Here is a 14829-nt window from a genome sequence, read left to right as displayed (position 1 = left end):
TAATTAGTTACAGGATATTTCCCTTTGCATCAATAATGCCTTCATTCTGAAGCTGACGATGAATTCTCTTGGCTCTATTGTAGCCTACTGAATGGGTAGTCTGAATCTCAGAAATAGAAAGCTTGGTGGTATTTCCAAGATCGTTTCTAATCCAGTCTACAATAGCATCAAACTTAGCATCTAAGGAACCGGATGAACCTGCATCATTAGCATTTACGGTCTCTTCTGCCTCTTCCTCGTCAATAAACTCGGTCACACCTTCAACATACTCAGGCTCTCCAGCTCTGTCAATCCAGGCCTGAACCACTGCATGAACATCATCATTGCTTGCGTATGGACCATGAGCACGGAAGGACTGGGTATTGTTCAGCTTCTGATATTTAACGATCATATCTCCGTTACCTAACAGATTCTCAGCACCGTTTTCATCCAGAATAATTCTTGATTCCTGTGAATTCTGAACGGTATAGGCAATTCTTGAAGGCATATTGGCACGGATAGGACCGGTAACAATTTCAGCACGAGGTGTCTGAGTAGCCAGAATCAGGTGAATACCGGCAGCACGAGCTTTTGCAGCCAGACGTCCAATCATAGCCTCAGGACTGTTACCGCCTTTCTTACCAACACTTGCGACAGCCATTAAATCAGCAAACTCATCGATAACCAGTACGATATAAGGAACTGGTTTTAGTACAGGAGGCTCACCGCCCATATCTGCTGTCCAGATAGGATCATAAACAACATTGCCCTTAGCGTTCTCAGAACGGATAAGACTATTAACCTGATGAATGTTGGATACATTCATCATAGAAATCAGCTTGTATCTTCTCTCCTGCTCCTTGATCAGCCATGCCAGTGCAGCAGAGGTTGACTCTGGATCGGTAATGATAGGAGTTAACAGATGAGGAAGCCCCTGGTACTGGGTAAACTCTACAGTCTTTGGATCAACCATGATAAGTCTTAGCTCAGCAGGAGATCTTGCAAGCAGCAGAGAAACCAGCATAGAGTTCAGACCTGCAGACTTACCTGAACCGGTGGTACCGGCAATAAGCAGATGAGGAGCTGAGGTCAGATCAGCTACCACAGGATTGCCTACGGTATTAACTCCAAGACACATTGGCAGAATTGCTTTGGTATTTAAGAACTCATTAGACTCAACAACATCACCTAGAGTAATCATCTGACGATGGTCATTAGGAACTTCAATACCCATGTAAGGAGTTCCAGGCACAGCTGCAATCATATTGATCTTGTTTGTCATCAGACTTCTCTGAAGATCGGTGCTCAGACTCATGATTGAATTTGACTTAACACCTGCCTCTAGGGCCATATCAAAACGGGTGATTACAGGACCGCTTACAAAATCAGCAACAGTAGCCTTGGCACTGTAGTCTGACATAAACTTGTTGATGACGTTAATCTTATTTTCAATCTCTTCATCATTATTGAAAACTTCCTGATTTGAGCGGGCAAGTAATGATAAAGCAGGGCGCCAGTTGTCATAAAGCTTCTTTGGAGTTGTTTCAGTAGCAACTGCATAGGATACGGTTGGCATAGAAGTTATTGGATTTCGCTTTGGCTCAACCTTCATTCCGTAAGGAACAGCTCCGTTGATAGAACTCATATCATCAAAAGGAATCTTAGATGAGGTCTGAATCAATGTATTCTCAGAAACTGAATCCTCAACACTGTTATCTACAGAGGAGGCAGCAGGGGCATTATCAATAAGTTCTGATGCAATGCTGGAAATATTAGAAGAGTTAATATCCCCTAAAGTCTTTTCGTTATCTGACTTTTCTGTGGTGTTTGAAGAAATACCTGCAAAAGAACTAGGCTCTGGAGCACTCTCTTCATTCTGATATTCATTCATTCTGTTTACAGAGGAGATCTCTGAGGTTACAGAGGCGGGCTCATGCTTCATTTCGCCTGACTGGGTAACCCCTCTTGAACCACGGGAATACCTCTCAAAAATCTCATCAGACTCCTTGATTGGGGAAGACTGATTTACATCAAGTCTGCCGTCGTTCTTTTCTGTTGCAGGAATGAAAGATGAGCTTAGAGAATCAATCTTGATTCCGTTTTTCTTTAGTAAAGGAACATCATTACTGGTCAGATCAGCAAAATCAATTACATTCTCTTCAAGCTGAGCTGCAGTTGGGAACATAGATGAGGTTGTGGTCGTATTCTCGTAAGCCTTTTCCTCATCTTCAAGCTTTTTAATCTCAGATACAGGCTTCTCAGAAAACTCTCCTGCAAGAGAATTCTTCGTGGAGCTCTTCAGATTTACATTAGAGTTCAGAGTAGAGGTAGTAGTACGGGTAATAACAGTACTTACCTCAGACTTTCTTGAAGGGCTTCCGATAGTCTGGGTTGGAGGCAGATGGTCAGCTCCAGCCTTATAGATAATGGTTGAATTCTTTGATGGCTCGTTTAAATCAGTCTTGGATGAGGATGAATATGAGTCATCATAATTGGAACGTACAGGTTCATTCTTAGATGGTGTTACGCTCACTCTTGAAATAATAGTTTTCTGGACCTGCTCTCTTGAGGAATCTTCGCTTACAGAAGAGTTGCGCTGAGAGTATCCGTTTCCATTGATAATAGTTGAAGAACCTTCTGACTGAGATGATGAATCATCAGTATAACGGTTATAGTCTGGTGCAGTAGCAGTATTTGATGAATATGCTGCGCCTGTAATATAGGTGGCAGGAGAATCATCAGCAGGAGCACTTGCAGATACTGCTGAGGAGGCTGTCTCAGAGAATGTATTTGAAGTGGCGGATCCTACCAGATAATTAGGTACTGATGGTGGTTCACTGATAGGGCCGAACTGAGGCTCTATTCTCTGCTGAGGTCTTTCAGATCTGCTGTTTCTGAAGGAAAGACGATGATCAGAGGTACGAGCTCTGCTTTCCTTGCGCATGGAACTATCTCTGTTTCCACCAAAGGATGATGCTGCAGGAGAAGAAGATCCAAAGCCGGTATTCAGACTGGACTGACCAAATTTAGGCATATCATTTGGAACAAATCTTGGGGCAACCGTAGGCTCACGATTCTGAGTGTTAAAGGTTGGCTCTGTCTTTGAAAGCTCACCAAAAGGACCGCTTAAGGTAACATGAGGTTTTACAGGATTCTTTACTGAACTGATACCGTTTGTTGCCTTCTGGGTATTAACAGTGTCGAAAACAGACATGGTTCCGGATGTTCTATGATCCTCTTCCTCTTCCTTATTTTCCTCTGTACGAGGCTTATTTGTAATTCTGTCATACAGTGCACCTGCCAGTTCTCCAATCTTGTCGCAGTACCATAATGGAGACTTGGTGGTAAATAGGAAAAGACCAATAAGAGTCAGAAGGATAGGTATAAATGTAGCAATCTGTGATGGCAGCAGTCTGTGCAGATAAATAGTAAAGAAGTCACCTAAAATACCACCAGCTCCAATCTGAGCATCGGATGAAATTGAGGAGAAAAGAGCACAGCAGCCGATAACCAGCAGATTAAATCCCAGAATAAGAGTTCCGATAATGAAAAAGTCCACCTCCTTTATGGAGACCTTTTTCATGAAAAGCTTATAGCCTATATAAATGATAACCAGTGGAAATAAATAGGTTACATTTCCAAAGTAATCAAAGATAACTCCAAAGAAAGTGTCCTGGGAGTTTGAGATAAAAGGAGATGAGCTCTGCTCTGTTAAAAGTTCCCCATTCATTGCATTTACAGATGTATTTCTGAATGAAATCAGAGAACAGATGCAGATAAAACTTATCAGACAGGCAATTGCGAATAAAACTTTACGAACCATACCTACTGGTTTAGAAAAACTCGTCCCGTTAAATGGGCGAAACTGCATTTTAGCCTCCGCAATTGATTATTTGTCTATCTTAAACTTCTTGTATTTTCGTGTGTTAATCTTGAACTTCACAATGTTAGCACTTATCGTAAACTCGTTCAATTTGAGAAAAATTAGAATGCGAGAGCATTCACTCACAATCCGCTTTTTTTTCGTTTTTTCTAAAAACATGGAATTAAAAAACTGAATGAGTATAATTACCTCGAAAAAAATTAACGAACCAGAACTACGAAATTTATGATCAATATTGTCCTCTATCAGCCAGAAATGCCAGGTAATGCCGGCAACATCATCCGTCTAGCAGTAAACTGCGGGGCCAAACTTCATTTCATAGGACCACTGGGGTTCTACCTGGATAATGAACGCCTTATGAGAGCTGGTCTTGATTATCACGAGCTCTGCAATCTTACAGTCCATGTCAATTTCCAGACCTTTATGGAAACACAGAAGCCTAAGCGTCTTATTGCCTCAACTTCAAAAGCCCACTTATCCCATGTGGATTTCAAATTTGAGGACGGAGACTACGTAATCTTCGGACGTGAGAAGGAAGGTCTTGCAGACGAGGTGTACAATGTTGTACCACAGGAGCACAGAATAAAAATTCCGATGGCACCAAACAGCAGATGTCTGAATCTGTCAAACTCAGTTGCAGTTGTGGCTTATGAAGCCTGGAGACAGCTCGGTTTTGAAAACGCCCTGGTGTAAAAGTTACGACATTTTTACAATATTCTGCTAATATATACGGCTCAGATAATAAATAAAAATTAAAAACAGAGGAAAATTAAGTTGCTTGATACACTTGTCGCATTTTTTGGAGAATACGGATATATTGCAGTTTTTGCATGTTTAATTCTCTGCGGTCTCGGTGTACCTGTTCCAGAGGATATCACACTGGTTTCTGGTGGTGTTATCTCAGGTCTGGCGTTGGCAAATCCTCATATTATGTGCGCTATCGGTCTAACCGGTGTGCTTGCAGGTGACAGTACAATGTTTCTTGCAGGACGAATCTTCGGTTACCGTGTTCAGAGACTCAAGTTCTTCCGTAAAGTGGTAAGTCCTCAGAGATTCTCTCAGATTCAGCGCAAGTTCAAAAAACACGGTCTAGGCTTACTGTTCGTAGCAAGATTCCTTCCTGGACTGCGTTCTCCTATCTACCTTGTTGCAGGTATGAGTCATCGTATTTCATACATCACATTCATCGTGATGGACGGTCTTGCAGCGCTGATCTCTGTTCCTGTATGGATCTATCTTGGCTACTTCTTTGCAGATAATCTTGATATTCTGATGGAGTACGTTCACGACGTGCAGAAAGCAATCTTCCTTGCATTAGGTCTTTTAGCTGTAATTATTGCCGTTATCTATTTCAAGAAAAAATTCCACTCTAAGATGCAGGATGAAAAGGCTGAGGAAGCAAAAGACAAGAGCATCTAGTTAGATTTGATGTCACGATTAGGTTGTGATTTTCTTGTTTGCTCTCAGGACAGGCAAATTCAAATCTCATCTTTAAGAAAACAGCATCCTTCACTTTTACCCAAATGGATTCGAGGAGCTGTCATTTAAAGAGAATCGTATAGATAGTCATCGAGTTTCCCTGACCTGATTAGATCCAGCATGATATCTGCACACTTAGGGTCGAACTGAGAACCTCTGCCCTTCTCTATCTCATGAATAACACGTTCCAAATCAAGACTGTCTCTGTAAACTCTGTTTGCCGACATGGCATCAAAAGCATCAGCCACTGAAATGATTCTTCCAATCAGAGGAATCTCTTCGCCTTTAACACCAAGAACATAACCTTTACCATCATATCTTTCATGATGATATTTGATACCGTCCGCAAGGTTATCAATTGATTTGAAATTCTTTAGAATTTCCGCACCAATGGTTACGTGGGACTGCATAATACGATATTCTTCGTCAGTGAGACGTTCAGGCTTGTTTAAGATACGATCTGGAATACCGATTTTTCCGATATCATGCAGAAGAGCAACCTTTCTGAGGTTTTCACATTGTTTAGGAGTAAAACCAAGCTGCTTTGCAATCATTACAGAGTATTCTGCAACGCGCATCGAATGAGATTTAGTTCTAGGGTCACGGGCATCTAAAGCCTGAGCAATTGTCAGAATGGTTTCATCGCCCATCTTAATCTGCTGTTCAGCAAGCTCAAGCTGCAACTGCTTTTCATCAATCACTTTCTGCATCCAGAGCTTAACAATAAAGAAAGTGAAATAAACAATTATCAGCGAAGACACCAGAATAAAATAGGTAATGAATAATTTACTATCGTAGAAGGCAGAGGCTTTTGTGAAAGGCATTCTTAGGATATCAGAACGTCTTTCAAAATCTGAATTAAACAGAGCCATGGTGTACACATAGTCACCAGGACCAAGGTTTGTGTAGTTTACATCCGTTAAATCTTTCTGTCTGGTATATGTAAATCCATCATCTACACCTTCAAGGCATATTCCTACATACGGATTTTCAGGAGTAAAATTTAAAACAGCAGGCTGAATGGTTAACCTCTTTGAAGAGCGAGGGAAAACAAGCTTTTCCTCAGGGCTGGATTCATAGACTTCACCATCGACTTTAATGCTGCCAATCTGAAGTTTAAAGATATTATTCTTATTCTGATAGTTATCAATATTCATGGCAAATACGCCGGCATTTGAGGAAAGAAACAGGATTTTGTCATCCAGATAATTTCTAGAATTGGCAGTCAGAATCTCAATAAAGCCATAACTCTCATCCAAATGCTCTGTAGGATAATCAGGATTATCAGCAATAAGGTCAGTTAAAGATACAATATAGACACCATTACTTCCTGTTACCGCAACTTTATCGGTTCCTATTTTTATAATGTCGTAATTATTGAAGAAAGGAAAATTCTTGAGCTCTCTTACCTCATAGTTCTCATCGATGTAACATAGACCATTGCCAGTTACAGCTATAAGTCCTTTTTTATCATCAAGAGAATAAAGCCTTAGAATGGTATTTGAATTAAGACCATCTTTCTTGGTTATGATTTTTTCAAGCTTGTAATCGTTGATAACATAGATTCCGTTACCATTGGTTCCAGCGTAAATTTCTCCCTCGTAGCCTAAGGCAGAACACAAAACTGTTACGTTTTTGTGAAGAATATTCTCCGTCTGGATAATTCCAGAATTCTTATCAAAAAATGACAGACCAGAGGTACCAGACAGCATTACTCTTGAATCATCTATCTCAAGTACCGATCTTGCCTTGTTACCAAACAGTCCGTTTTCTTCAGTGAAATGTTGTATTGTATCTTTAATTCTGTACACTCCATTGCCATGAGTACAGATCCACAGATAATCATTTCTGTCTACATATACATCGCGGATACGGATACCTGTTAGAAGATTAGTAAAATCATATGATATAGGATCGCTGAAATTCGAGGTATAGGCCTTTAAGCCGGCGTCAGTTCCGACTATGTAATGATCTCTCCACTTGGTAATACAGTTTACAACCTGATTTTTAAGAGCAGGAACCATCACAACAGGTGGAATATATAATCTTAGAAGTCCAAGTCTGCTTGAGGAGAACCATAGATTTCCCTGAAAATCTCTTATGCCCTGATCGATAGAATCATTGAAAGAGTCGGTTTGAATTTTCTTAATTGAATTTCTTTGAAGATAGAATATTCCGGAATCAGAACAGATAAAGACAGTATTTCTCTTATCGCCTATGGAACTGTAGAACATAGACTCAACACCATGTAGTTTTCTGTTGTACAGCTCATCAACCTTTACAAAAGAATTGTCTTTCTTTTTATAGCGAGTGATTTTGCCGGAACTGTCTGCTGCATATAAGAATCCATTCTCACAATATAAAGCAGAGGTATAGTGGACATGTTCTGGAGGAGTAATTTTTATAACTTCCTCAGTATCGTAAAAACAGTGAATAACGCCTTTAAGATCAACCGCCAGTATATATTCCTGTCCGTGGCTTAGATATGAGAAGTTACCGGCTCTATAAACAGAATTTACTCTATAGGATCCGTCTTTGTTATTCAGAATATTCATACCACTAGGAGTAGAAATATAAATATTCCCCTTATCATCACTTTCAATTCCAGAAACATAATCAGAAAGAAGATCGTCTTTGACAGTAAGATGATTTACAATTTTTCCATTTTCCAATAAATAAACACCCAGATCTGTTGTGCCAATCCAGAGCCTGTTCCCCTGAGCATGCATGGTCTTGATGTTTCGTACTCTTTCAAAACCCTTCTCTTTTTTGAAATTATTGCCATCATATTTGAGCAAACCGGAATAGGAACCAATCCATACATAGCCATCTGAAGTTGAACAGATAGAAGTTACATTTCCGGATGGAAGACCGTTTTTCTGATTATATACAGTCTCCTGTACCGAATATGACAACAAATCATGTAAAGGAGATTTAGCCATATCTGTAACAGCAGTTTCTGATGCCACAGTTTCTGAAGGATAAGAAAACAGAGAAAATACAGATACACCAATAACTAGAGGAATTAAGTTTACTTGAGTGAATCCTTCAGAGGTCTCATTATTGTCATCTTCAGTTTTGAAATAACTTAATCGTAAAAGGACAAAGCGAGTTAATAAAAAGAATATCAGGACACACACAAGCTTATCTAGAAATTCAAGATAGAAGGCTGCCAGAGGTAATCCTGCATATTTAATATTATTGTCTCTGCAGAAGGAAAGAATAGCATCTCCCCACAGATTTGCTCGAATTTGACCTTCGTAAAAAAAGTTGAGACCACACGAGATAAGGAAGGAGAAAAAAATAACGAATATCGAAAAAAGCATCATGGCATTCAAATCAATTCGATGCTTGTTCTTAAAAAAATGGGTGGCGTAAATGATAAACACCCCCACTGCAGGAGAGACAAAATTTAAGGAATCCAGAAGAAACTGTGTTGCGATATTAACAAGGACACATACCAGTCCAGCGTAAACGCCGAAAAAATAGACACTGAGCATCGTCCCCACAGAATCGAGCCATACAGGAAGACTCAGCTTTGAGGATAAAAGTATCCCCACACAGTTTATAAGAGCAAAGCCAATTACAAAAAGTGAATTGAAAGAGTTTGTTGGTTTTATATCTCTAGACATGGTCAAACACCCGATTTATCTACGGGTTTTATACCATTTCTGGATAAAAATTTTATTGCCATATTCAATTGTTTAAACAGCTCTCACAAAATTTAATTAGCTTCTTTGATGTCGATTATCCTTTTGTTTTCTTTTTAGTCAAAAAATTACAGTTATAGTGCAAGACTGTGATCAAACCGCCAAAAATAGTAATTTCTGAGTATTTTTTGCTACAATACGGCTTCGGTGAAGACACGTCAGTGTCTTTTTATTTCAACTAATGACTAATATCAACATGGATTATTTAACTCAAATAATTATTGACATCAACTCTATCCTATGGGGTCCATGGTGTCTTATTCCAGTGCTGGTTGGCGCAGGTATCTTCTTTACCTTTCAGCTTCGCTTAGTGCAAATCCGTCAATTTGGACGCGCCTTTAAACACGTATTCGGCGGCCTGTCATTTAACGGTGAAAAAGCAGGTAACCACGGAATGACCTCCTTCCAGTCTCTGGCAACAGCTATCGCAGCTCAGGTGGGTACAGGTAATCTTGCTGGTGTTGCCACTGCAATGGCTATGGGTGGTCCAGGTGCTGTTTTCTGGATGTGGCTTGCAGCATTCTTCGGAATGGCAACCATTTTCTCAGAGGCAATTCTGGGTCAGCTTTATAGAACTAAGGATACAGAGGGTAGAATTACCGGTGGTCCTGCTTACTACATCAAGCACGGCTTAGGTAACAAGCCAATGGCAGCTCTGTTCTCTATTCTGACCATCATTGCATTGGGCTTTATTGGTGTAATGGTACAGGCAAACTCAATATCAACTGCCTTTGACTCTGCTTTTGGTATTCCTACCGAAATCACTGGTCTGTTTATCATTATGCTTGCAGGTTTCATCTTCATCGGTGGAATCAGCCGTATCGCAGGATTTACTGAGAAATTAGTTCCTCTGATGGCTTCTGTTTATGTGCTTGGTGCAATCTACATCATGCTAACTAACTACGCTGAAATTATCCCAACTTTCAAAGCTATTTTTGTTGGTGCATTCTCTCCTTCAGCAGCTACTGGCGGTGTAATAGGAGCAACTGTAAAGGAAGCAATCAGATATGGTGTTGCAAGAGGTCTTTTCTCTAACGAGGCTGGTATGGGTTCAACTCCACATGCTCACGCTGTCGCCAGAGTTAAGCATCCAGTAGAACAGGGTCTTGCCGCTATTGTTGGTCTGTTCATCGATACTTTCGTTGTTCTTACCGCAACCGCTCTGGTTATCATGGTAACAGGTTCTTTAGATGGTAAGACCACCGGTATTATGCTGACACAGGCTGCTTTCGTTAAGGGTATGGGTGATGCTGGTTCAGGCTTCGTTGCTGTATGTCTGTTCTTCGCTGCATTCACCACTATCGTCGGATGGTATTTCTTTGCGGCACAGAACGTAAAATATCTGTTCGGCTACAAAGTCATCAATATCTTCTCTGTTATCGTACTCTGCTTCCTGATGACAGGTTCTATGCTTAAGGTAGAACTTGTATGGGAGCTTGCAGATATGTTCAACGGTCTGATGGTTATTCCAAACATCATCGCCGTTATCGGACTGTACAAGCTGATTATCAAGGCTGTAAATGACTATGAGAACAGATATCTGGCAGGACAGGATCCAATTTACGGTCCTTCAGAGAGCTTAACCGGCAGACTTGCTAAGGTTGAGGCTAGAAGAAGACATTCTCATAAAGCTAGAAGAAATAAGAATCAGGAACTGACTCACTAATTTTCCCGAGTTTGATACTTAAATCTGATAAATGGCTTAGTGATGCCATTTATCGATTTTTAAGGTGTTGTGTACACAGAATTTATTATTTCAGAATGGTGAATTGCCAGATTTTCTTTTCTGACATATCTATTTGAAAAGTCCAGTCCATAAAGCTTATCAAGCTCATCTACAACTTCATCTCTTCTGTTAATCTGATAAATATCTTTACCTATATCAACAGCAACAGCTGAATTTAAGCCGTCAATAATAGATTTTGCAGAGTACTTCCGATTAAGTCTAATCTCCAGCATTCTTAAGATAGTCAGAGTAATAAAGCAGGTAAGGAAGTGAGCATTGATGTGCTCCTGTGTTCTGACGAATACAGGTCTGCCATGAATGTCTGATTTGGTAATTCTGAATGACTGTTCAATGCGCCATAAGCCACGGTATTTCTCTATAACCTCAGACAGAGACAGTTCTGTTTCAGAGGTTACAATCAGATAGTATCCATCCAGAGCTTCATCTTTGGCAATCTTTTCATAGTTAAGAGAAGTTGATACTTTTACGCTCTTATTTTCTTTACCGGTAGATTTCTCTACAGTGACCTCTTCAATATACTTTCTCATGCCTTTATGGCAGCTCTGTTTAAACTTTGTCGGATCATTAGCCAGAAGTGTGATTTTTTCCAGTAAGGCATCACGTGCTGACTTTTCTTTGAGCTGATATTTTTTAGACCAGATACAGACAACTTTCTGTTCGTGTTTGATTTTCTGTCCGTCAGGTGCCTCAACATCAATGGTTCTGTTGAATTCCTTAAATTTAAAGTCCCCACTGAGGTTAGTATGCCAGCCATTCTCATTCAGAACTTCGTCTTTAAGAGCTTTACTTGCTCCTCTTATCTTTTGGCTGACAATATAACCGTTACCATTGGAGAGAATATATCCCAGATTTGGTCCGTTGTTTAAGCCTTTATCCGCAGTAATAATTACTTTATCTGCCTTGTAGGTTTTCTTGATTTTTTCAAAGGATGGCTTGAGCGTGGTACAGTCATTCTGATTTCCTTCATACAGATAGTAATCAACAGGAAGTCCCTGATTATCTATAAACAGTCCCATCTGTACAATTGGCAAAGGTCGATGCTCCTTTGAGCAGCCTTTCTTTCTGAGCTCATCTTCAGCATCTATTTCAAAGAAATAATTGGTTACATCGTAGTAAAGAATATCTGTCTTTCTGTTGTATTTTTCGCAGAGTGAGGAGTGGATCCTGTCTACAAAGTTCTGCTTGTTCTCATCAAATAAGGTTAGTGATTTGTACAGATGTTCAAGTCTGAGATTGAAATCCTCAAAGAAGTAATCACATCCCTTCTCCTGACAGGTCTTCTTTGATGAAGGCTTTAGGGCTCTCATAAAGCACATGAGTTTAAGACAGTCCTTGAGAGAGTATTCTATCTTTGAGCCTGACTGAATCTCATCGCATAACTTATCAAGACCAAGCTCTATAAACATTTTATCCAGGTAAAAATATCCATAGTTACGAACTGTATTCTCATCAGAGATTTTTTCTGCCAGATTTATAGTCAGTTTGATAAAGGCATCTTTGGAATTCTGGGCCTTCTTATATTTATTGATGAGTTTGTTAACAGCCTCCGGATCATTTTTAGTAAGTTCTGATTCTGTTCCCAGATACTCAACTGTACGCTGCTTAACCTTACCGTTTTCTCTATATCCTTCAACCAGAACAATACTGACCTGACCATTAGCTCTTTTAATTCTGCGAATAAACATAAGCCGATTCCAATCTACCCATATGCGATAATTGGATTATAACATATACATTACGCATACACAACACGTATTTATAAAGAAAAACCGCTTTCTATCGCGGTTTACTTAACATTTTTTAAATTAAAGTATCAAAGACGGGAGAGAGCTTAACCGGCAGACTTGCTAAGGTTGAGGCTAGAAGAAGACATTCTCATAAAGCTAGAAGAAATAAGAATCAGGAACTGACTCACTAATTTTATTTAATTAGCGTTTTTATTTTCACATTAAAGGGAGGCAAATCGCCTCCCTTCTTATTTCCTAATTATTCTTCATTTATGACTCACTTTTCTTTTTCAAAATGCTGATAGTCTTTAACGGATTTCCAGTCACCTCCCCAGCTAAAACCATGTTTGGTGAAGAGTTTATAGGCAAGATCATTCTTATCGATTTTATGTCCGAATACAGCGGTACGATCACAGTACTGAGCAGCAGTTTTAGGTTGAACAAAGAGAGTGCCATCATTTCTAACTTTGCAGTATGGATTGTAGAGAGTATTCAAATCAACAGCCATTCCCTTCGCATGATTGGAAAGAACTGTTGTCCCAGAAACAGCTCTGTAACAGAAGCTTGAAGTATTATTTGCCTGCATCTGTTTTTCATCATCAGCATCGTAGTAGTCAGGAAGAACAGCCCGCTCAATCTGGTAGTTGTTTAAGTAAAGCTCATAAAATATTTCACTAAGATCTTTTGCAATAGCCTTATTGCAGATCATCTCACCAACTCGGATGTTTCCATCAAAATCATGGTGCAAAAAATTAATATAACTTAAGTCTTCTCGTTTTATATAAGGATTTTCCTTATATGTCTTCCCCTGCATTTCCGCCCAGATATTATCTGGGATCTGAGAATAGGAAAACAGTTCGTTAAACCTGTTTTTTCCTATATTCTCGGAAAGAACAATGGAACCGGCTCTTAGGTTCTTCATAGATGAACTATTGAATTCCCTAGAAGTACACGCAGTTATGACACATGACAAAATTAAAACAGACAAAGCTTTTTTTATACGATTATCCATATTCGTCATACCTCATTGAATTCTACAAAGTCATAGACTTTCAGCTCATGAATCAATCAGATAAATCATACATTCATTCTTAAGACTAACATTTGCAATAAATCACAATCCACAGAAAATATATTTACCATATGTCCGATAGAGGCATAGACTTAATAATAGGTATTTGTTTTTTTTCTGGAACCAAAATGTCTAAAAAAAAAGTATCACTTGTATTTTCATGTTTACTAGGTTTGACTTTATGTTTCCATTCCTTTGCTGAAGAAAGTCATTTGCAAACCATAAAAGATTACGAAGAATTTAAGGTTGCAGTAAAAAATGATGTAAGATTTCTTTCTATGCAGGATGAAAGATCTGGAGAATATAAAGGAATAGAACCTACTATCGCCAGTATGATTGCAAAAGAGATTGGCGAGGATGTTGAGGTTACTTTTATTACCATCACTTCAGCCAATAGAGAGAGTATTCTTGATTCAGGCTATGCTGACTGTATGATCGGAACCTATACAATTTCTGACGATAGAAAATTAAGATACGATATTTCATCTCCTTATTTTGAATCAAATGTTACGCTTCTCGTACATAAGAATTCCGACCTGAATTCTGTTGCAGATTTAGTTGGGAAAAAAGTCGGAATTATCAAGAACTCAAACTCAGCAAAAGAGCTTGTAAAATACATGATATCAAAAGGCTTAATAGATGACTCTCAGTTTGATGAATGGTCATTCAAGCCTGAACTGTGGACCGATAAGATTGCCTTTGAATGCTACGAGAGCAATCAGGCTGTTTTAGAAGCAATGGAACGAAACCATGTTCAAGCATTCTGCTGCGACAAAGTTATTCTTAGCTCCTTTACAGATGATAAATTAAAACTTCTGAACGAAGAGTTTTCCCCTCAGCAATATGGAATAGTAACAAGACAGGGCTCAGATTTATCCACATTCATAGATGCTCTCATCAGAAAGTGGCATGACGACGGAACCCTGGAAAGACTGGTCTCAGAGTATCTTGGAAAATAGAGTACAGATTAGAAATCTTGACATCCTCCTCTTGCTGAAACAAGAGGATTCCTACTGCTGACATTACTGTTCAGCTTCGGTGGGTTCACAGTGCTGACTCCTTTTGGAGTTCACTTCCTGTGCTAGCCGGGATAGACCTTCCCTTAGGATATTTTTCGCTGCATTTTCATCTGCATTGGCTGTATATCCACAGCTTTTGCAGCAGAACACAGCCTGAGTTTTTCGGTTATCTTTGGAGATATGACCGCACTTAGGACAGGTTCTGCTGGTATT

At 39.4% G+C, this 14829-nt stretch carries 9 protein-coding genes; 4 read left to right on the top strand and 5 right to left on the bottom strand.

Annotated elements, in window-relative coordinates; translation table 11 throughout:
- Window positions 1-7: 7 nt before the first annotated feature.
- A complete protein-coding gene (locus tag BM308_RS06085; protein WP_074943730.1) occupies window positions 8-3850 on the bottom strand; it encodes a DNA translocase FtsK 4TM domain-containing protein in 3843 nt (1280 codons plus the stop codon).
- Window positions 3851-4087: 237 nt separating this feature from the next.
- On the opposite strand from BM308_RS06085, the gene BM308_RS06080 reads away from it, so the two are divergent.
- The gene (locus BM308_RS06080; RefSeq protein ID WP_074837864.1) at window positions 4088-4555 is read left to right on the top strand and encodes a tRNA (cytidine(34)-2'-O)-methyltransferase; all 468 of its coding nucleotides are present in this window, start codon (window positions 4088-4090) and stop codon (window positions 4553-4555) included.
- An 81-nt stretch (window positions 4556-4636) separates the two neighbouring features.
- The gene (locus BM308_RS06075) at window positions 4637-5281 is read left to right on the top strand and encodes a DedA family protein (protein WP_074943728.1); all 645 of its coding nucleotides are present in this window, start codon (window positions 4637-4639) and stop codon (window positions 5279-5281) included.
- A 125-nt stretch (window positions 5282-5406) separates the two neighbouring features.
- Here the strand turns inward: BM308_RS06075 and BM308_RS06070 are convergent, their stop codons facing one another.
- The gene (locus BM308_RS06070; protein ID WP_074943726.1) at window positions 5407-8973 is read right to left on the bottom strand and encodes an HD domain-containing phosphohydrolase; all 3567 of its coding nucleotides are present in this window, start codon (window positions 8971-8973) and stop codon (window positions 5407-5409) included.
- Window positions 8974-9247: 274 nt separating this feature from the next.
- Here BM308_RS06070 and BM308_RS06065 point away from each other — a divergent pair, with 274 nt between their 5' ends.
- On the top strand, window positions 9248-10717 hold the full coding sequence (locus BM308_RS06065) for an alanine/glycine:cation symporter family protein (RefSeq protein ID WP_074943809.1): 1470 nt from the start codon (window positions 9248-9250) through the stop codon (window positions 10715-10717).
- Window positions 10718-10776: 59 nt separating this feature from the next.
- Here BM308_RS06065 and BM308_RS06060 read toward each other — a convergent pair whose 3' ends face one another.
- Entirely contained in the window at window positions 10777-12483 is a 1707-nt protein-coding gene (locus BM308_RS06060; protein ID WP_074943725.1) for an IS1634 family transposase, read from the bottom strand.
- A 319-nt stretch (window positions 12484-12802) separates the two neighbouring features.
- Entirely contained in the window at window positions 12803-13447 is a 645-nt protein-coding gene (locus BM308_RS06055; RefSeq protein WP_074943723.1) for a M15 family metallopeptidase, read from the bottom strand.
- Between the two features lie 278 nt (window positions 13448-13725).
- Between BM308_RS06055 and BM308_RS06050 the strand changes: the two genes are divergently transcribed.
- A complete protein-coding gene (locus BM308_RS06050) occupies window positions 13726-14556 on the top strand; it encodes a transporter substrate-binding domain-containing protein (protein WP_074943721.1) in 831 nt (276 codons plus the stop codon).
- Between the two features lie 63 nt (window positions 14557-14619).
- On the opposite strand, the gene BM308_RS06045 is transcribed toward BM308_RS06050, so the two are convergent.
- On the bottom strand, window positions 14620-14829 hold a 210-nt coding region (locus tag BM308_RS06045; protein WP_143075391.1), incomplete at its 5' end, for a zinc ribbon domain-containing protein.

It is taken from the genome of Succinivibrio dextrinosolvens, from assembly GCF_900116345.1.
GTDB lineage: Bacteria > Pseudomonadota > Gammaproteobacteria > Enterobacterales > Succinivibrionaceae > Succinivibrio > Succinivibrio dextrinosolvens_B.
Note: the sequence above shows the minus strand (reverse complement) of the source record. Positions and strands in the feature narration are given on the sequence as shown.